The organism is Streptomyces aurantiaciflavus, assembly GCF_049808595.1.
Classification (GTDB): domain Bacteria; phylum Actinomycetota; class Actinomycetes; order Streptomycetales; family Streptomycetaceae; genus Streptomyces.
Window position 1 is genome coordinate 145,974 of sequence record NZ_JBNCAQ010000017.1, and the last position, 16,486, is coordinate 162,459.

18 protein-coding genes and 1 riboswitch are annotated in these 16,486 nt (G+C 72.8%); of the genes, 11 read left to right on the forward strand and 7 right to left on the reverse strand.

Annotated elements, in window-relative coordinates; all coding sequences use genetic code 11:
- Nucleotides 1-67: 67 nt before the first annotated feature.
- Nucleotides 68-207, reverse strand: a riboswitch (cobalamin riboswitch).
- A gap of 132 nt (nucleotides 208-339) precedes the next feature.
- Together ACPT94_RS21790 and ACPT94_RS21795 are read right to left on the reverse strand one after the other, a co-directional pair.
- Nucleotides 340-561 (reverse strand): hypothetical protein, encoded by a 222-nt coding sequence (locus ACPT94_RS21790; RefSeq protein WP_360340010.1) that lies wholly within the window; start codon nucleotides 559-561, stop codon nucleotides 340-342.
- A gap of 33 nt (nucleotides 562-594) precedes the next feature.
- Nucleotides 595-1,833: an inorganic phosphate transporter gene (locus ACPT94_RS21795; RefSeq protein ID WP_360340007.1), complete on the reverse strand. Its 1,239-nt coding sequence runs from the start codon at nucleotides 1,831-1,833 to the stop codon at nucleotides 595-597.
- A 343-nt stretch (nucleotides 1,834-2,176) separates the two neighbouring features.
- Between ACPT94_RS21795 and ACPT94_RS21800 the strand changes: the two genes are divergently transcribed.
- Both ACPT94_RS21800 and ACPT94_RS21805 read left to right on the forward strand, forming a co-directional pair.
- Nucleotides 2,177-2,878: a class II aldolase/adducin family protein gene (locus ACPT94_RS21800; RefSeq protein WP_360340004.1), complete on the forward strand. Its 702-nt coding sequence runs from the start codon at nucleotides 2,177-2,179 to the stop codon at nucleotides 2,876-2,878.
- A gap of 88 nt (nucleotides 2,879-2,966) precedes the next feature.
- Nucleotides 2,967-4,085 (forward strand): alpha/beta hydrolase family protein, encoded by a 1,119-nt coding sequence (locus tag ACPT94_RS21805; RefSeq protein WP_425246594.1) that lies wholly within the window; start codon nucleotides 2,967-2,969, stop codon nucleotides 4,083-4,085.
- An 81-nt stretch (nucleotides 4,086-4,166) separates the two neighbouring features.
- Here the strand turns inward: ACPT94_RS21805 and ACPT94_RS21810 are convergent, their stop codons facing one another.
- Complete coding sequence (locus ACPT94_RS21810) at nucleotides 4,167-5,018, reverse strand: polysaccharide deacetylase family protein (RefSeq protein WP_425246595.1); 852 nt, start codon at nucleotides 5,016-5,018, stop codon at nucleotides 4,167-4,169.
- A gap of 393 nt (nucleotides 5,019-5,411) precedes the next feature.
- Between ACPT94_RS21810 and ACPT94_RS21815 the strand changes: the two genes are divergently transcribed.
- Nucleotides 5,412-6,854, forward strand: coding sequence for a hypothetical protein (locus ACPT94_RS21815; protein WP_360339995.1), 1,443 nt, complete (start codon nucleotides 5,412-5,414; stop codon nucleotides 6,852-6,854).
- Between the two features lie 54 nt (nucleotides 6,855-6,908).
- Here ACPT94_RS21815 and ACPT94_RS21820 read toward each other — a convergent pair whose 3' ends face one another.
- Nucleotides 6,909-7,313, reverse strand: a complete 405-nt coding sequence (locus ACPT94_RS21820) for a VOC family protein (RefSeq protein WP_360340242.1) — start codon at nucleotides 7,311-7,313, stop codon at nucleotides 6,909-6,911.
- 284 nt (nucleotides 7,314-7,597) lie between these two features.
- On the opposite strand from ACPT94_RS21820, the gene ACPT94_RS21825 reads away from it, so the two are divergent.
- The 3 genes from ACPT94_RS21825 (at nucleotide 7,598) to ACPT94_RS21835 (ending at nucleotide 10,718) form a co-directional block, all read left to right on the forward strand.
- A complete protein-coding gene (locus ACPT94_RS21825; protein WP_360339992.1) occupies nucleotides 7,598-9,196 on the forward strand; it encodes an ABC-F family ATP-binding cassette domain-containing protein in 1,599 nt (532 codons plus the stop codon).
- 335 nt (nucleotides 9,197-9,531) lie between these two features.
- On the forward strand, nucleotides 9,532-9,753 hold the full coding sequence (locus tag ACPT94_RS21830) for a helix-turn-helix domain-containing protein (RefSeq protein ID WP_004002281.1): 222 nt from the start codon (nucleotides 9,532-9,534) through the stop codon (nucleotides 9,751-9,753).
- Nucleotides 9,754-9,914: 161 nt separating this feature from the next.
- The gene (locus ACPT94_RS21835; protein WP_360339989.1) at nucleotides 9,915-10,718 is read left to right on the forward strand and encodes an enoyl-CoA hydratase/isomerase family protein; all 804 of its coding nucleotides are present in this window, start codon (nucleotides 9,915-9,917) and stop codon (nucleotides 10,716-10,718) included.
- A gap of 4 nt (nucleotides 10,719-10,722) precedes the next feature.
- On the opposite strand, the gene ACPT94_RS21840 is transcribed toward ACPT94_RS21835, so the two are convergent.
- Entirely contained in the window at nucleotides 10,723-11,445 is a 723-nt protein-coding gene (locus ACPT94_RS21840; protein ID WP_360339986.1) for a nucleopolyhedrovirus P10 family protein, read from the reverse strand.
- Nucleotides 11,446-11,532: 87 nt separating this feature from the next.
- Between ACPT94_RS21840 and ACPT94_RS21845 the strand changes: the two genes are divergently transcribed.
- The 5 genes from ACPT94_RS21845 to amaP are packed head-to-tail and all read left to right on the forward strand — an operon-like array spanning nucleotide 11,533 to nucleotide 13,877.
- A complete protein-coding gene (locus tag ACPT94_RS21845; protein ID WP_360339983.1) occupies nucleotides 11,533-12,015 on the forward strand; it encodes an Asp23/Gls24 family envelope stress response protein in 483 nt (160 codons plus the stop codon).
- Between the two features lie 38 nt (nucleotides 12,016-12,053).
- Nucleotides 12,054-12,239 (forward strand): hypothetical protein, encoded by a 186-nt coding sequence (locus ACPT94_RS21850; protein WP_360339980.1) that lies wholly within the window; start codon nucleotides 12,054-12,056, stop codon nucleotides 12,237-12,239.
- 5 nt (nucleotides 12,240-12,244) lie between these two features.
- Nucleotides 12,245-12,655: an Asp23/Gls24 family envelope stress response protein gene (locus ACPT94_RS21855; RefSeq protein ID WP_360339977.1), complete on the forward strand. Its 411-nt coding sequence runs from the start codon at nucleotides 12,245-12,247 to the stop codon at nucleotides 12,653-12,655.
- Entirely contained in the window at nucleotides 12,652-13,293 is a 642-nt protein-coding gene (locus ACPT94_RS21860; protein ID WP_360339974.1) for a DUF6286 domain-containing protein, read from the forward strand. Before ACPT94_RS21855 ends, ACPT94_RS21860 begins: the two co-directional genes overlap by 4 nt.
- A gap of 5 nt (nucleotides 13,294-13,298) precedes the next feature.
- Nucleotides 13,299-13,877 carry an alkaline shock response membrane anchor protein AmaP gene (gene amaP / locus ACPT94_RS21865; protein WP_360339971.1) on the forward strand — a complete coding sequence of 193 codons (579 nt, stop codon included), beginning with the start codon at nucleotides 13,299-13,301 and terminating at the stop codon, nucleotides 13,875-13,877.
- 27 nt (nucleotides 13,878-13,904) lie between these two features.
- Here amaP and ACPT94_RS21870 read toward each other — a convergent pair whose 3' ends face one another.
- Entirely contained in the window at nucleotides 13,905-14,660 is a 756-nt protein-coding gene (locus ACPT94_RS21870) for an SDR family oxidoreductase (RefSeq protein ID WP_360339968.1), read from the reverse strand.
- Between the two features lie 5 nt (nucleotides 14,661-14,665).
- A complete protein-coding gene (locus tag ACPT94_RS21875; protein ID WP_360340239.1) occupies nucleotides 14,666-16,453 on the reverse strand; it encodes a glycoside hydrolase family 15 protein in 1,788 nt (595 codons plus the stop codon).
- Nucleotides 16,454-16,486: the final 33 nt, after the last annotated feature.

A 16,486-nucleotide genomic window follows, 5' to 3' on the forward strand; every position in this document is an offset into this window, starting at 1 on the left:
GGTGCTGAACCTCGAACGGCAGCCGAGCATGGCGATATGTCCTCACTCAGGGTGTCCACGCCCTGGTTCGACGAGACCGGCGACGAGAGTTCCTGGCTCCCGGGGTTGTCCACCCCGGTGACAGTGGCGGGACCGCGCCGGACTCACACCGGCTTCCTCTCCTGCCGCCGTACATGGCTCCGGCAGTCCACCACGGGCCCGGAAGGGCCGTCAACTTGCTGTTGACCTGCGCGGGGAGAGTGTGCAGAACCCCACACGCGGGCGTGCGCCGGGGCACGAAAAGGCGAGGTGCGGGACGGCGATCCGTCCCGCACCCCGCGTACGCCGGAGCGTCCGGCGTCAGGCGACGATCAGTGAGATGCCGTACGCCACCGCCGCCGCGCAGGCCGCGAAGCACGCGTACGCCGCGGTGAGGGCCAGCGCGGCCGACTCGCCCTGGGCGGCGGCGCGCTCGCGGCGGGACAGGCCCGCGATGCCGAGGGTGAACAGGGCCACGAGGGCCACGGTGACCACGAGGCTGACGCCGAAGACGGAGCCGAGGGCAGCCCAGTCGATCTTCATGATGCTTCTTCCTTCGTACCCGGGTGCCGGGGCTCAGACGGGGGTGGTGGCGGCCGGCGGAGCCGACTCGCCCGTGGGGGCGGGGATCGTGGCCGTCAGGTCCTCGGTCACCGTGCCCGTGGGAGGCGGGGTCACCGCGGCGATCGCGGTGGTCACCACGCCGGGCGGCTCCTCGGTGTCGTTGACGTTGTTGTGGTCGACGACCTCGCGGCGCGAGATCTTCCAGATCGCCGCGCTGGAGGCGACGAGGAACACCGCGACGAGCGCCGTACCCCAGTCGCCGAGGCCGGTCACCCACTCGGCGATCGCGCCGACCAGGGCCGCCGCGGGCAGCGTCAGGCCCCAGGCGACGAACATGCGGGTGGCGGTCGACCAGCGGACGACGCCGCCCTTGCGGCCGAGGCCCGCGCCCATCACCGAGCCGGAGACGGAGTGCGTGGTGGAGAGGGAGAAGCCGAGGTGGGAGGAGGCGAGGATGACGGTCGCCGCGCTGGTCTGGGCGGCGAAGCCCTGCTGCGGCTGGAGGTCGGTCAGGCCCCTGCCCATGGTGCGGATGATGCGCCAGCCGCCGAGGTAGGTGCCGAGCGCGATCGCGAGGCCCGCGGAGAGGATGACCCACAGGGGCGGGTCGGAGTCGGGCGCGACGGCGCCGCCGGCGACCAGGGCGAGGGTGATGATGCCCATCGTCTTCTGGGCGTCGTTCGTGCCGTGCGCGAGGGAGACCAGGCCGGCGGAGGCGATCTGGCCCGCGCGGTAGCCCTTCTCGGCGGCCTTGCCGTCGGCCTTCCTGCCGAGCGTGTACGACAGGCGCGTGGCGAGCATCGCGGCGATGCCCGCGACCAGCGGGGCCGCGATCGCCGGGATCAGCACCTTGGTGACGAGCACGTCGCCGTGCACCGCGCCGACGCCCGCCGAGGCGATGGTGGCGCCGATCAGACCACCCATGAGGGCGTGCGAGGAGCTGGACGGGAGGCCCACGAGCCAGGTCAGCAGGTTCCAGAGGATCGCGCCGACCAGGGCGGCGAAGATGACCTCGGGACGTATACCGGTCTCGTCGACGAGACCCTTGGAGATCGTGTTGGCGACCTCCACGGAGAGGAAGGCGCCCACGAGGTTCAGCACGGCGGACATGGCCACCGCGACCTTGGGCTTGAGCGCACCGGTCGAGATGGTCGTGGCCATCGCGTTGGCGGTGTCGTGGAAACCGTTCGTGAAATCGAACGCGAGTGCGGTTACCACCACAATCGCGAGGATCAGCGAGAAGCTTTCCATTTACCCAGGCATTCGTTCGAGGTCATTGGTCGGACGAACGTAGGTAACCTGAGTGAACGGAAGGTGAACTGGGGCGGGCATCACGGTGTCCACAAGTGGGGAATGCTGTTCCGCTCCGCCGGGGCGAGCCAGGCGCCGCACGGCCAGGAGCCCCGGGCGCACCTCACCAGGCCCTCAGCGGAGCCGTTGAAGAGATTTTCGTCACCCGGCAGACCGCCCCCGATGTCGTACCGCCGGAAGGTCCACGACGACCCTGCGGACGCAGGAGCCGGCCCACGGCGCCGGCGCCGGTGAGGCGCCCGCGCCGGGCGACGGCGCACGCCCCTCCTGGCAGGATCGCGGTATGGCTGAGCAGCGACGCGACCGGCGGGACGCCCGTGACCACATGGACGGCATGCGCGGTGAGGAGGAGGCACGGGCCTGGGAGGCGCTCGTCGCCACGGCACGCCGCACCGTCGCCGACGGACTGGTCGTCGGCACCTCCGGCAACGTCTCGGTGCGCGTCGGCGACACGGTGCTGGTCACACCGTCGGGCGTGCCCTACGACCGCCTCACCCCGGACGACATCACCGGCGTCGACCTCGACGGCCGGCAGGTGCTCGGCACGCTGGTCCCGACCAGCGAACTGCCCATGCACCTCGCCGTCCACCGCACCACCGACGCCCGCGCCGTCGTCCACACCCACGCCGTGCACGCCACGGCCGTCTCCACCCTCGTGACCGAACTCCCGACCGTCCACTACATGGCGGCCGCCCTCGGCGGCCCCGTCCGGGTCGCCCCCTATGCGGCGTACGGCACCGAGGAGCTGGCCGAGAACATGCTCCACGCCCTCGCCGACCGCACCGGCTGCCTCCTCCAGAACCACGGCACCCTCACCTACGGCAACACCCTCGACCAGGCCTACGACCGCACCGCCCAACTGGAGTGGATGTGCCGCCTGTGGCTGACGGCGTCCTCGGTACCCGGCCGGACACCGACCCTCCTGACCGAGGAGCAGCTGGCGGAGGTGGGGGAGCGGTTGCGAGGGTACGGGCAGCGGAAGTGAGACCGGCCGGTCCCCGGCAGAGCAGCCCCGGACGGCTTCGCCCGTCCCACCACTGGCCGGTAGGACGATCGGCCAGGACACTGGACAGGTGCGCACTGTCACCGCGACGGCCGCCGCCGTCACCGCAGCCCTGGCCACCGGCGCCGCCAGTGTCGCCGCCGGCCGGTTCGCCAGCGACGCCGCGCTCAAGGCGCCGCCCGGCCGCCCCCTGCCCACCGAACCCCGGCTCACCGTGCACGGCACGGCCGCCGGTCAGGTCCTCCTCACCCGCGACCTCGCCGCCCTGCGCCCCGGTACCTACGGCCTCTCGGGCGACGGCTCCCACGCGGTCGTCGGCCCCGTCCTGACCACCGTCCCGCACTCCGCCGACACGGTCGTACGCCGCCTGGAACGCGTCACCCACGGCACGCTGAGCCGCGGCGACGCGGTGTGGCTCACCCCGAACCTGTACGTCGGCGACCCGAGCGGCGCGCTCGGCCTCGACCACACCGACGTCGGCATCCCCGGCGAACTCGGCTCGCTGCCCGCCTGGTACGTCCCCGCCGCCCGCAGCACCTGGGTCATCGCCGTGCACGGCCTGGGCACCACCCGCGAACACGCCCTGAACCTCCTCGCCTTCCTGCACGGCCGCCGCTTCCCCGTGCTCGCCCTCTCCTACCGCGGCGACCTCGGCGCGCCCCGCCCCCCTGACGGCCTGAACCACTTCGGCGAGACCGAGTGGCGCGACGTGGACGCGGCGATGCGGTACGCCGTCCGCCACGGCGCCGAACGGCTCGTCCTGCTGGGCTGGTCCACCGGCGCCACCATGGCCCTGCGCGCCGCCGCCCGCTCGGAGCTGCGCGACCTGGTCTCCGGCCTGGTGCTGGACTCCCCGGTCCTCGACTGGCAGGCGACGCTGCGCGCCCTCGCCGCCGCCCGCCGCACCCCGGGCGCGCTGCTCCCCCTGGCCGTCCGCGCCGCCCAGGGCCGCACGGGCCTGAACGCCGAGCGCGCCGACGAGACCACGGACCTGAGCGTCCCCACCCTGATCATCCACGGCCCCGACGACACGGTCGCCCCCTGGACGACCACCCGCCTGCTGGCCGCCCGCCGCCCCGACCTGATCACCCTCCACCCCGTCCCCCGGGCCCCCCACGCCGCCATGTGGAACGCCGACCCGGACGCCTACGAGGAAGCCCTGCGCCGCTTCCTGACGCCCTTGATGTGATCCACGCGAGCCGGTCATGACGTGGTGCCGGCCGATGCGGCCGGTGAGGGGCCTGCCAGCGGGGGGCCTCCCGGTGGTGGACTACAGGTAGTCCTCCAGTCGGGCCACCGTGAAGCCCTGCTCCTGGACGTGACGCAGCATGTTCGCGGTCATCTCGGTCATCGTCGTGCCCTTGAGGTCGGACGGCCCGCGGAAGTGCGCCAGGATGATGTCGCCCGGGTGGAGCTTCTTGTCGCCGCGCTGGTACTGCATGTTCTTGATCTGCATGGACTCGCGCCACAGGACGATCGCCTCGACGCCGCAGGACGCCGCGGCGGCGCGGGTGTCCTCGTTCCAGTTGCCGTAGGGGGGACGGAACAGCCGGGGAGCGGTGCCGTATCGATCCTTCAGCTTGTCCTGCTGGCCGCAGATCTCCTCTTTCTGAGCGGTCATGCCCAGGGTGCGCAGGTTCGGATGCGTCAGCGTGTGGTTCTGGACGCCGTTGCCGAGCCGCTGGAGCTTGCTGAAGTAGCCGTAGTCGGTGCGGATGGCGGAGTCCGTCAGGAACATCGTGAAGGGGATCTTCAGCTCCCGCATCATGGTCACGAACTCCGGGTCCTTCTCCGCCCCGTCGTCGAACGTGAGAAAGACGATCTTCTCCTTGGTGGGTATCTCGCTGATCACCGGCACCGGCCCTCCGGCAGCCGGGCGCCCGGCCGGCTTGGTGGCGGGCGGGGCGGGCGGAGCGGCCAGCGGCTTGATGCCCCACTTGCGGTAGGCGGCCTCGATTCCCGCCCGCGCACCCGCGTCGCCGCGGGCAGCCTGGGTGGGCGATGCGGAGCGGGACGGCGTGCTGGGACGGGAGTCCTCCGGTGTTTCGGCCGTGCAGCCCGTCGCGACGCCCGTCGCGAGAAGGACGCACGCCAGCGCCGCCCCCCTGATCCGCCTGCCCATCGTGTGCCCCCCGTGTCGTCGGTACGCCTCGGCCTGTCCGCCTTGCTTGATGTCGAACGGACGTCCGAGGTTCCGCTCCGGACGCGACGACGGCCGCCACCGCAGCGCCTTCCGGCCGACGACCGCGCCTGGGCGCGCGTTTTCCGGGTGGCGCGGGGCGGCGCCGACCGGCGGACTTCCCCGCCCGGCGGCCGGCGAGGACCGCCGCAGCCGTCCCGCACGACCCCGCCCCCGACACCCCCCCGACCCCGCCCCAGTGGTTCCGTTTAAGCCCGTACCAGTGGCTTGATCACGCCTCTCCGGCCCTCTCCGACCCCCGTGCGTTGGCCAGTCCCGTAGCCCGTCGTGACATTCCGTTTGGGTTTTCGGACCGTCAACCGGAAGACTGCACCCGTGACGTCCCGTATCCCGCGCGACTCCAGGCTTCGACTCGTCCGCCCGCGACCCCTGGCCGGCGCCCCCTCAGCTGTGAACCAGCGGCGCACGCGCCGCCCCGCGCCCCGCCCGCCGGAGGGCACACCGGCCCCGGCGGAGCTGGCCAGAATGGCGCGCTCAGGTCTCGCCGACGCGGCCCGTGTCGCGCGCTGGGCCGACGCCGCCCTCGGCCCCGGCCGTGACGGAGCGACCGACGACGGCAAGGCCACCCTCTCCGACGCGACCACCGAACGGGCGGCCCGCGACCTCGGCCTGACCCCGGCTCAGATCCGTGCCGACTGGGACACCGCCCGCCTCGCCGGCCTCGTCGAGGTGCACGGCGACAGCGCCCGCCCGGGCTGGCGGCTGCGCGCCTGGGACCGTGACGACAGCGCCGTACTGCGCGGCTGGGTCGCCCTCTTCGACGCCTGGTCGCTCGCCACCCCGGAGCCCGCGGGCGAGGAGCCCGGCACCGTCGCCGAAGTCGTCTCGGCCATGCCGCAGGTGCTTTCCTTCCTCCAGCTGTCCGCCGGCCCCGTCCCCGTGGACCAGCTTCTCGACCTGCTGCGCCAGCGCGTCACCGAACTGCGCACCGAGCGCTGCGAGGTCTCCTACGGCCCCGAGGCCGACACCGCGACCCCCGGGACCCCGGCCCCCTCCGCCGACGCCGGCACCGACCCGGCGGAGCCCGCCCGGAACGACGAACTCGCCCCCCTCCTCGACTGGGCCCTGCACGCCCTCGCCTCCGTGGGCGCCCTCACCTGCGGCGACGGGCACGCCACCCTCACCCCGCTCGGCAACTGGGCGGTCTGGGTCAAGCTGGAGCAGATCTGCGTTGCCGCGCAGAGCCCCGCCGGGAACATCGAGGTCTCCGCCGAGGAGATGCTCCGCGGCTGCGCCCAGCTCCGCCCGAACGCGGCCCGCGCCGAGTACCGTGCCTGGCTCGCCGCCCGCCCCGTCGGCAGCGCCGTCACCGAGCTGCTGTTCGCCGCCCGTGGCGAGGACGCCCTGCTGCGCGGCCTCGCCTTCGAGGCGCTGCGCGTCGTCGGAGCCCCCGCCGAGCCCGACGTCCGCGCCGTCGTCGAGGAGCCGGCCCTCAGGCCGTACGCCCTGCTCTGGCTCGCCGAGCACGACGGGGTGGACCCGGAGGACGCGCACGAGGTGCTCACCCGGGAGGAGGCCACCTGGCTGTGGGTCGACACCGCCGCGGCCGTCGCCGACCACGGCGAGGCGCCGATGCTGGTGCGTCACCTGGAGTCCGCGCTGCAGCCGACCGTCCCCGCGCTGCTGAACGAGGTGCGCGCGGTCGGACACCCGCGCACCGTGCAGGTCCTGGTGGCGCTGGCCGCCGCGCATCCCGACCCGGCGCTGGCGAAGGCCGTCCGCCGGGCCGCCTTCCAGGTCCACACCGGGGGCAGCTGACCACCGGCCCTCCGGGCGGACCGGTCAGCGAGGCCGCCGGGGAAACCGTCAGCCTCAGCCCTGTATCTCGGGCGCGTAGGTGCCGAAGCTCCAGATGTTGCCCTCGGCGTCGCGGGCCATGTAGTCCCGGGAGCCGTAGTCCTGGTCCGTCGGGGGCATGAGGATCTCCACGCCGTGCTCCACGGCCCGCCGGTGGTGGGCGTCGACGTCGTCCACGACGACGTACACCCCCGCGGGGCCGGCGTCCTTCATCGCCGTGTCGAAGACACCGCCGCGGCCCTTCGAGCCCAGCATCACCACGCCGTTGCCCTGCGCCAGCTCGGCGTGGAGCACCGAGCCGTCCTCGCCCTCGTACACGGACAGCTCCGTGAACCCGAAGGCCTGCGTGAGCTGCCGGATCGCCGCCTTCGCGTCCCGGTACAGCACCGTCGGGCAGACGCTCGGACGCCCGCCGTTCATCCCTGCCACACCGATCACTCCCTTGTGACCCCTGCCGGACGGACCACTCGATTCCCGCCGGAAACGTCTTCACTCCCGCCGGACATGTCATCCACCGCCCAGTCTGGCAGCCCCCACTGACAACGCCCCTCGACCCGGAGCACGGGGAGATCGAACACCCGAACCGGGAAAACTGGTTGCAGGGCCCCGTTAGACTGGCCCCATGGCCATTCTCCTCGCGCATTAGACGGCGGGAACGTCCTCAGCCGCCCATCCCGCCTACGACCCCGCCCTGGAGTCTGTCCGTGATCTCCGCCTCCGGCATCGAGCTGCGCGCCGGTGCCCGCATCCTCATCGAGAACGCTTCCTTCCGTGTCGCCAAGGGCGACCGCATCGGCCTGGTCGGCCGCAACGGCGCCGGCAAGACCACGCTGACCAAGGTCCTCGCCGGCGAGGGCATCCCCGCCGGCGGCACCGTCACCCGCTCCGGCGAGGTCGGCTACCTCCCGCAGGACCCCCGCACCGGCGACCTCGACGTCCTCGCCCGCGACCGCATCCTCTCCGCGCGCGGCCTGGACGTCCTGATCCGCAAGATGCGCGAGAACGAACAGCGCATCGCCAACGGCCAGGGCGCCACCCGCGAGAAGGCCCTCAAGCAGTACGAGCGCCAGGAGACGGAGTTCCTCACCAAGGGCGGGTACGCCGCCGAGGCCGAGGCCGCCACGATCGCCGCCGCGCTCAACCTGCCCGACCGTGTCCTCGGCCAGCCCCTGCACACGCTCTCCGGCGGTCAGCGCCGCCGTGTGGAGCTGGCACGGATCCTGTTCTCCGACGCGGACACCCTGCTCCTCGACGAGCCGACGAACCACCTCGACGCCGACTCGATCATCTGGCTGCGGGACTACCTGAAGACCTACCGCGGCGGCTTCATCGTCATCTCCCACGACGTCGACCTGGTCGAGACGGTCGTCAACAAGGTGTTCTACCTGGACGCCAACCGCTCCCAGATCGACATCTACAACATGGGCTGGAAGCTCTACCAGCAGCAGCGCGAGGCCGACGAGAAGCGCCGCAAGCGCGAGCGCGCCAACGCCGAGAAGAAGGCCGCCGCCCTCAACGCGCAGGCCGACAAGATGCGCGCCAAGGCCACCAAGACGGTCGCCGCGCAGAACATGGCCCGCCGCGCCGACAAGCTGCTCTCCGGCCTGGAGGCGGTCCGCCAGTCCGACAAGGTCGCCAAGCTCCGCTTCCCGGAGCCCGCGCCCTGCGGCAAGACCCCGCTGATGGCCGAGGGCCTGTCGAAGTCGTACGGCTCCCTGGAGATCTTCACCGACGTCGACCTGGCCATCGACAAGGGGTCGAGGGTCGTCATCCTCGGTCTCAACGGCGCGGGCAAGACCACCCTGCTGCGCCTGCTCGGCGGGGTGGAGAACCCCGACACCGGACAGGTCGTCCCCGGCCACGGCCTCAAGCTCGGCTACTACGCCCAGGAGCACGAGACCCTCGACCCGGAGCGCACGGTCCTGGAGAACATGCGCTCCGCCGCCCCCGACATGGACCTGGTCGAGGTCCGCAAGGTGCTCGGCTCGTTCCTGTTCTCCGGCGACGACGTCGACAAGCCGGCGGGTGTCCTGTCCGGCGGTGAGAAGACCCGTCTGGCCCTGGCCACCCTGGTGGTCTCCTCGGCGAACGTGCTGCTGCTCGACGAGCCCACCAACAACCTCGACCCGGCCAGCCGCGAGGAGATCCTCGGCGCCCTGCGCACCTACAAGGGCGCGGTCGTCCTGGTCACCCACGACGAGGGCGCCGTCGAGGCGCTCCAGCCCGAGCGGATCATCCTGCTCCCCGACGGCGTCGAGGACCTGTGGGGCTCCGACTACGCGGATCTCGTCGCCCTGGCTTGATCGAAAGCGTGATCCACAGCGTATGGATCATTCGGCCCACTCGTGATCCATCATCTGTGTGAGATCTCCTCGTATCGAGGTGTGTCCTACATCCATTTCACGGCCGATCCCTTCGTCGACAAGGGATCGGCCGTCGCGCGTCCCTGACCTGGCACTTCGCGAATGGACCCGTTCGGCCGCACGAACACCACCCCCTGGAATGACAGGTTCCGATTGTGGGGACGCGCTCCTGTCGTCAAAACCATGTCGCACGGACCTTGCCGAATGGGTGGCCATCAGGGCCCAGAGGGGTGATCATGAGGGGACCAGAGCGCACTTCCCATGAGGAGGCACGGGTGGCCGAGACTCTGAAGAAGGGCAGCCGGGTGACCGGCGCCGCGCGCGACAAGCTCGCGGCAGACCTGAAGAAGAAGTACGACTCCGGTGCGAGCATCCGGGCACTGGCCGAGGAAACCGGCCGCTCGTATGGCTTCGTACACCGGATGCTCAGCGAGTCGGGCGTCACGCTCCGTGGGCGTGGCGGGGCGACGCGGGGCAAGAAGGCCGCCTCGTCCTGACCCGGGCGGCCCACCGGCTTCGATGGTGACCACCCGGTCGGTCTCCCTCCGGACCCTTAAGGGGCCCTGGAGGATCACGAGGTCGGCCGGGTGGTTACTGTGCAGTCACTTAGCAACGCTCCCAGCATCGCTCTGCTGACCGCACTCATCGGAGGCGCCCCATGGCTTCGCCCGACCAGGAACTCGCTCCCCTGCTCGACAAGGACGGCGTACGGCTCACCGTCGACGACGCGCTCGCCACGGTGACGCTGACCAACCCGGCCAAGCGCAACGCGCAGAGTCCCGCGATGTGGCGCGCGCTCGCCGAAGCCGGGCGTCGGTTGCCGGGCTCCGTCCGTGTGGTCGTGCTGCGCGGCGAGGGCAAGTCCTTCTCCGCCGGGCTCGACCGGCAGATGTTCACGCCCGAGGGGATCGAGGGCGAGCCGTCCTTCATCGATCTCGCGCGCAGTGGCGACGCCGAACTCGACGCCGCCATCGCCGGGTTCCAGGAGGGCTTCACCTGGTGGCGACGCAGCGACCTCGTGTCGATCGCCGCCGTCCAGGGCCACGCCATCGGCGCGGGCTTCCAGCTCGCTCTCGCCTGTGACCTGCGCGTCGTCGCCGACGACGTGCAGTTCGCCATGCGCGAGACCAGCCTCGGCCTCGTACCGGACCTCACCGGCACCCACCCCCTCGTCTCCCTGGTCGGCTACGGCCGCGCCGCCGAGATCTGCCTGACCGGCCGCTTCGTGCACGCGGAGGAAGCGGTGAGCACCGGGCTCGCCAACATCGCCGTACCCGCGACCGAGCTGGACGCGACGGTCCGTGAGCTGGCCGCGGCGATCCTGGCCGCCCCGCGGGACGCGGCCGTCGAGACCAAGGCGCTGCTGCGGGGCGCGGCAGACCGTACCTACGACGAGCAGCGCGCCGCCGAGCGAGCCGCCCAGGCCCGACGGCTGCGGGACCTGGCCGGCATCGGCGAGTGAGCGCTCAGCCCACCGCCGTCACCAGCACCGCCACCGTCGGCTGATCCCGCAACGCCGCCGCCACCGCACCACGGACCTCCCGGGCCACGTCCAGTGCCCGGCGGTCCGCGCTCACCGCGATCTCCACGCGCGCGTGGAGGCGCGGCAGGGCGGCGACGGCGGCGGCCGCGCCCTGCCGCTCCTCGACCCGCACCGCCCGCCCGAGCACATCGGTCAGCCCCGCGACCCCCGGCACGGACAGAGCCGCTTCGGCCGCACGCGCCTCGTCACCCTCGCGGGCCGCCTCGGACAACTGCGGCGGCCGCACCTTCTCCGGCTCGTCCCCGGGCTCCTCGTCCAGGAGAGCCGTCACCCGAAGATCCACCTGAGCCACCACCAGCCCGAGCCGCTCCGCCGCGGCCGTCGCCAGCACCGTACGCAGCCGGGACGCCGTCGCCGGCAGCGGCTGGGAGGCCGTCGCCGCGAAGTCCGCCGTCACCCGCAAGGGCCCCGGCGGCAGCCCACTCGGCGGAGGCGGTACGACGGCCTCCCCCGCGCCCTCCGGATCCGCCGGCGCGAGGCGCAGCGGTCCCAGGCGCACCCCCGGCACCTCCCGCACCGCCCGCCGCAGCACCCCCTCCGCCGCGTTCTCCGCGATCCACGCCCCGTCCCGCGGCCCGCCCAGGGGCAGCAGTCTGCCCAGGCCGAGCTGTTGCCGTACCGCAGTCGTCCACCGATCCGCCGTCATTCCTCCAGCGTGCCGCATTGCCGGAGCGCGGTTCGGGAACCGCGCTTACGGTGGTCGAAGGAGGACAATCGAAAAGGACATACGGCGATGAGTGAGACATCGGAGCAGAACCGGACGCAGGCCCCGGACAGCGGTACCGAGGCGGTACAGACCCGCAAGCCCACCAGGCGCGGAGGCGGAGCCCCGGCGTCCCGAGGGCGCACCACGATCGCCGACGGAGTCGTGGAGAAGATCGCCGGACTGGCGGCACGCGACGTCGACGGCGTCCACGCCATGGGAAGCGGCCTCAGCCGCACCTTCGGGGCCGTACGCGACCGGGTGCCCGGCGGCGCGAAGTCCGTGACGCGCGGCGTCAAGGCCGAGGTCGGCGAGGTGCAGACCGCGCTCGACCTGGAGATCGTGGTCGACTACGGGGTGTCGATCTCCGACCTCGCGCGAGACGTGCGCGAGAACGTCATCGCGGCCGTCGAGCGGATGACCGGTCTCGAGGTCGTCGAGGTCAACATCGCGGTGAGCGACGTCAAGCTGCCCGAGGAAGAGGAAGAGGAGCCGGAGAGCCGGCTCCAGTGACGGGTCGCCGACCGGGCGACCGGTGAGGGGAGTGCACGTTGAGCATGGCCGTGGTCGGCATGATCGCCGGCATGGCACTGGGCTTCGCCGGATACTTCGGCGGGTTCGGGGCCTTCGTACTGGTGGCGGCGCTGGGCGCCATCGGCTTCGTCGTCGGCCGGTTCCTGGAAGGGGACCTGGAACTCGGCGACTTCTTCCGCACACGCGAAGACCGCAGGCGGTGACGTAAGTGAGCGAGGGGAGCGACGCGCTCGGCGCCGGGTCCGCCGCCGTCCCGCCGGGGGAACGCGGCGCGACCCGGATCGCCGACCGGGTCGTCGTCAAGATCGCCGCCCAGGCCGCACGCGAGGCGGTCGGACGCCTGCCCTCCGAGGCCGCCCGCCCGCAGGCCACCGTCGTCGTCCACCCCCACTCCCGGCCCGGCGCGAGCGGCGGACGTCCCGTCGACGCGGCCCACATCCGTATCCATCTCGAACTCGACTACCCGACCGATCTCGGGCCGCGCTGTCACGCGGTGCGTCGTCATGTCACCGAGCGGGTAGGCGCGTTGGTGGGAATGGAGGTGCCGGAAGTCGCCGTCCAGGTCGAACGGCTGCACCTGACGGAGGCGCACGGCGCGGCACGCGGGAGGACGCGATGAGCGAGCCCCGGAGCTCCGAGGGCACCACGCAGCAACTGCCGGTCCTGGAAAAACCCACGGAGGAGGTGCCGGAGACCGACCCGGGCCCCGCCCCGGGCAGCGGCCGCTTCTGGTCCGCGCGCCGTGTCCCGGCGGGCATCGTCGCGCTCCTGCTCCTGGCCCTCGCCGGCGCCTTCCTCTACGACATCGCCGCCGTCCGCGCCCACCGGCCCGCCCTCCACGCCCGCTGGGAACTGGCCCGGCAACTCGCCGAACGGCCCCTGGACGACACCTGGGTGCTCGTCGGCGCGGGCGTCGCCCTCGCCCTCGGCCTGTGGCTGATCGTCCTCGCCGTCACCCCGGGCCTGCGCCGCGTCCTGCCCATGCGCCGCACCCAGCCCGACGTCCGCGCCGGACTCCACCGCGACGCCGCCGCGCTCGTCCTGCGCGACCGGGCCATGGAGGTCGCCGGCGTGCAGTCGGTGCGGGTGCGCACGAGGCGCCGCAGGGCCGACGTCCGCGCGGTCTCCCACTTCCGCGACCTGGACGACGTACGCGCCGACCTGGACACCGTGCTCGGTGACGCGGTCCGCGGCCTCGGCCTGGCCCGTCCGCCGGCGCTGTCGGTGCAGGTGCGCCGGCCCGGCAGGAAGGGGTGAGGGCGATGCTCAGGACCGTCAACCGGGTGGCACTGGGACTCGTGGGCCTCGTCCTGGTCGTCGTCGGCGGCTCGGTGCTGGCCGTCGGCCTGGGGGCCCCCGCGCCCTCCTGGTGGATCCACGACGGCCCCCACGACGTCCTGCTCAGCACCGCCGAACGCACCCACTGGCGGGACCGGACCTGGTGGTGGCCGGCCGTCCTCGCCGTCCTCACCGTCCTTGTGCTGCTCGCCCTGTGGTGGCTGGTCGCCGTCCTGCGGCGCCGCCGGCTCGGCGAGGTCCTCATCGACACCGGCGACGGCGCGGGCGCCCTGCTGCGCGGCCGCGCCCTGGAGGGCGTCCTGGCCGCCGACGCGGCCGGCCTGAACGGCGTCTCCCACGCCCACGCCCATCTGACGGGCCGCAGGGACGCCCCCCAGGCCCACGTACGTCTCCTCCTGGAGCCGCATGTGGACCCGGGGGACACCCTGGACCACCTGACGGCGGAGTCCCTGACCCACGCGAGGGAATCGGCGGCCCTGAAGGCGCTCCCGGCGGAAGTCCGCCTGAGGGCGGCCAAGCACCGTGCGGAGAGGGTCAGCTGAAGCCACCCGCGACCAGCGACGAGACGGTCAGAAACCGTGCCGCATCCCGCCGTCGACGGGAACCATGATCCCGGTCAGGTACGAAGCACCCGGCGACAGGAGGAAGGCGGCCGTCCGCCCGAACTCCTCCGGCGTCCCGTACCGCCGCAGCGGAATCCGCGCCTCGTTGGCGGCCCGAGTGGCCTTCGGGTCGGCCGACAACCCGTCCAGCTCGCGCACGCGATCCGTGTCGATCCGCGCCGGCAGCAACCCCACGACCCGAATCCCCCGCGGCCCCAACTCGTCCGCGAGCGACTTCGCGAACCCCGCGAGGCCGGGCCGCAGTCCGTTGGAGATCGTCAGCCCCGGAATCGGCTCGTGCACCGACCCCGACAGCACGAACCCGATGACACCCCCGGCCTCCAGCTCGGCGGCGGCCGCCCGCGCGAGCCGCACCGCGCCGAGGAACACCGACTCGAACGCCGTCTGCCACTGCTCGTCGCTGTTGTCGGCGACGAACCCCGGCGGCGGCCCGCCCACGCTGACGAGGATGCCGTCGAACCCCCCGAAGTGCTCGCGGGCGGCTGCGATCAGCCGTGCGGGCGTCTCGGGGTCGGCGTTGTCGACGCCGACGCCGACCGCGTTCGGCCCCAGCTCCTTCGCCGCGTCGGCGGCACGCTGGTCGTCCCGCCCCGTGACGACCACCTTCGCGCCGTCCGCGACCAGCTCGCGCGCGGCGGCGTTGCCGAGGCCGCGCGTGGCCCCGGTGACGACGTACACCCGGTCCTTCAGTCCAAGATCCATGGCCCCTATCCTGCCCCCTCGCCGTCGAACAGCGTGAGGGCGGTGTTGACCAGGCCGATGTGACTGAAGGCCTGGGGGAAGTTGCCGAGGTGGCGGCCGCCCACCGGGTCGTACTCCTCCGCGAGCAGGCCCACGTCGTTGGCCAGGTGGCAGAGCCGTTCGAACAGCTCCCGCGCCTCCTTCGTGCGGCCCGTCATGTGGAGCGCGTCGGCGAGCCAGAAGGAGCACGCCAGGAAGGTGCCCTCGTCGCCGGGCAGGCCGTCGACCGTGGTGCCGTCGGTGCTGTAACGGCGCACCAGGCCGCCGTGGCCGAGCTCCTCGCGGATCGCGTCGACGGTGCCGGTCACCCGGGGGTCGTCGGGCGGCAGGAAGCCGACGCGGGGGATCAGCAGCAGGGAGGCGTCCAGGTCGTGGGAGCCGTAGTACTGGGTGAAGGTGTTCCGCTCCGGGTCGTAGCCCTTCTCGCACACCTCCTGGTGCACCTCGTCGCGCAGTTTTCGCCAGCCCTCCAGGTCGCCGCGCAGCTCGGGGTACTGCTCCAGCGCGCGCACGGCCCGGTCGGCGGCCACCCACACCATCACCTTGGAGTGCACGAACTGGCGGCGTCCGCCGCGCACCTCCCACAGCCCCTCGTCCGGCTGCCGCCAGTTCTCGCTCAGCCACGTCATCAGCGCGCACTGCAGCGACCACATGTGCGGCTTGGGCGACATGCCCGCGGTGCGGGCCAGCGACAGGGAGTCCATGACCTCGCCGTAGACGTCCAGCTGGAGCTGGTTCACGGCCCCGTTGCCGATGCGTACGGGCTGGGATCCGGCGTAGCCGGACAGCCACGGCAGCTCGCACTCGGGCAGCCGGCGCTCGCCCGCGAGCCCGTACATGATCTGCAGGTCCGCCGGGCTGCCCGCGACGGCGCGCAGCAGCCAGTCGCGCCAGGCCTCGGCCTCCTCGTGGTAGCCGGCCGCCAGCAGGGCGCCGAGGGTGAGGGTGGAGTCGCGCAGCCAGCAGTAGCGGTAGTCCCAGTTGCGCACCCCGCCGAGCTCCTCGGGCAGGGAGGTGGTGAGCGCGGCGACGATGCCGCCGGTGGGCACGTAGGTCAGGGCCTTGAGCGTGATCAGGGAGCGCACGACGGCGTCCCGGTGGGGCCCGTCGTAGCGACACCGCGCCGACCAGCTCTGCCAGTCGTCGACGCTGTGCCGCAGCGCCTCGTACGGGTCGACGAGCGGTGGACGCGGGTGGTGCGAGGGGTGCCAGGTCAGCACGAAGGCGACCGACTCGCCCTCGCCGACGGTGAAGTCGGAGTGGGTGCGGAAGTCCTCGCCCCAGGTGCGCACCTCCGGTTCACTGCGCAGCCAGACCGCGTCCGGCCCGGCGATCGCCACCCGGTGGCCGTCGACCCGGCGCATCCACGGGATGACCCAGCCGTAGTCGAAGCGCAGCCGCAGCGTGCTGCGGACGGCGACCCGGCCGCGCAGGCCCTCCACGATGCGGACGACGTCGGGGGCGCGGTCGCGCTGCGGCATCAGGTCGGTGACGCGGATCGCGCCCTCGTCCGTCTCCCACTCGGTGTCCAGGACGAGGGTGTCGGGGCGGTAGGCGCGCCGTGTACAGGGGCCGTCGACGCCCTTGGGCGCGATGCGCCAGTGACCGTTCTCCTCGTCGCCGAGGAGGCGGGCGAAGCAGGCCGGGGAGTCGAAGCGGGGCAGGCACAGCCAGTCGACAGAGCCGTCCAGGCCGACCAGGGCGGCGGTCTGCTCGTCGCCGATGAGGGCGTAGTCCTCGATACGGGGGTGCACGGGGTGCGGGTTCCCGGCGGACACGGGGGGCAA

Coding starts and splice junctions, on each gene's coding strand:
- ACPT94_RS21795 (WP_360340007.1), bottom strand. CDS start 1,833: ATGGAAAGCTTCTCGCTGATCCTCGCGATTGTGGTGGTAACCGCACTC.
- ACPT94_RS21790 (WP_360340010.1), bottom strand. CDS start 561: ATGAAGATCGACTGGGCTGCCCTCGGCTCCGTCTTCGGCGTCAGCCTC.
- ACPT94_RS21820 (WP_360340242.1), bottom strand. CDS start 7,313: ATGAACGGCGGGCGTCCGAGCGTCTGCCCGACGGTGCTGTACCGGGAC.
- ACPT94_RS21845 (WP_360339983.1), top strand. CDS start 11,533: ATGAGTGAGACATCGGAGCAGAACCGGACGCAGGCCCCGGACAGCGGT.
- amaP (WP_360339971.1), top strand. CDS start 13,299: ATGCTCAGGACCGTCAACCGGGTGGCACTGGGACTCGTGGGCCTCGTC.
- ACPT94_RS21840 (WP_360339986.1), bottom strand. CDS start 11,445: ATGACGGCGGATCGGTGGACGACTGCGGTACGGCAACAGCTCGGCCTG.
- ACPT94_RS21835 (WP_360339989.1), top strand. CDS start 9,915: ATGGCTTCGCCCGACCAGGAACTCGCTCCCCTGCTCGACAAGGACGGC.
- ACPT94_RS21870 (WP_360339968.1), bottom strand. CDS start 14,660: ATGGATCTTGGACTGAAGGACCGGGTGTACGTCGTCACCGGGGCCACG.
- ACPT94_RS21810 (WP_425246595.1), bottom strand. CDS start 5,018: ATGGGCAGGCGGATCAGGGGGGCGGCGCTGGCGTGCGTCCTTCTCGCG.
- ACPT94_RS21800 (WP_360340004.1), top strand. CDS start 2,177: ATGGCTGAGCAGCGACGCGACCGGCGGGACGCCCGTGACCACATGGAC.
- ACPT94_RS21860 (WP_360339974.1), top strand. CDS start 12,652: ATGAGCGAGCCCCGGAGCTCCGAGGGCACCACGCAGCAACTGCCGGTC.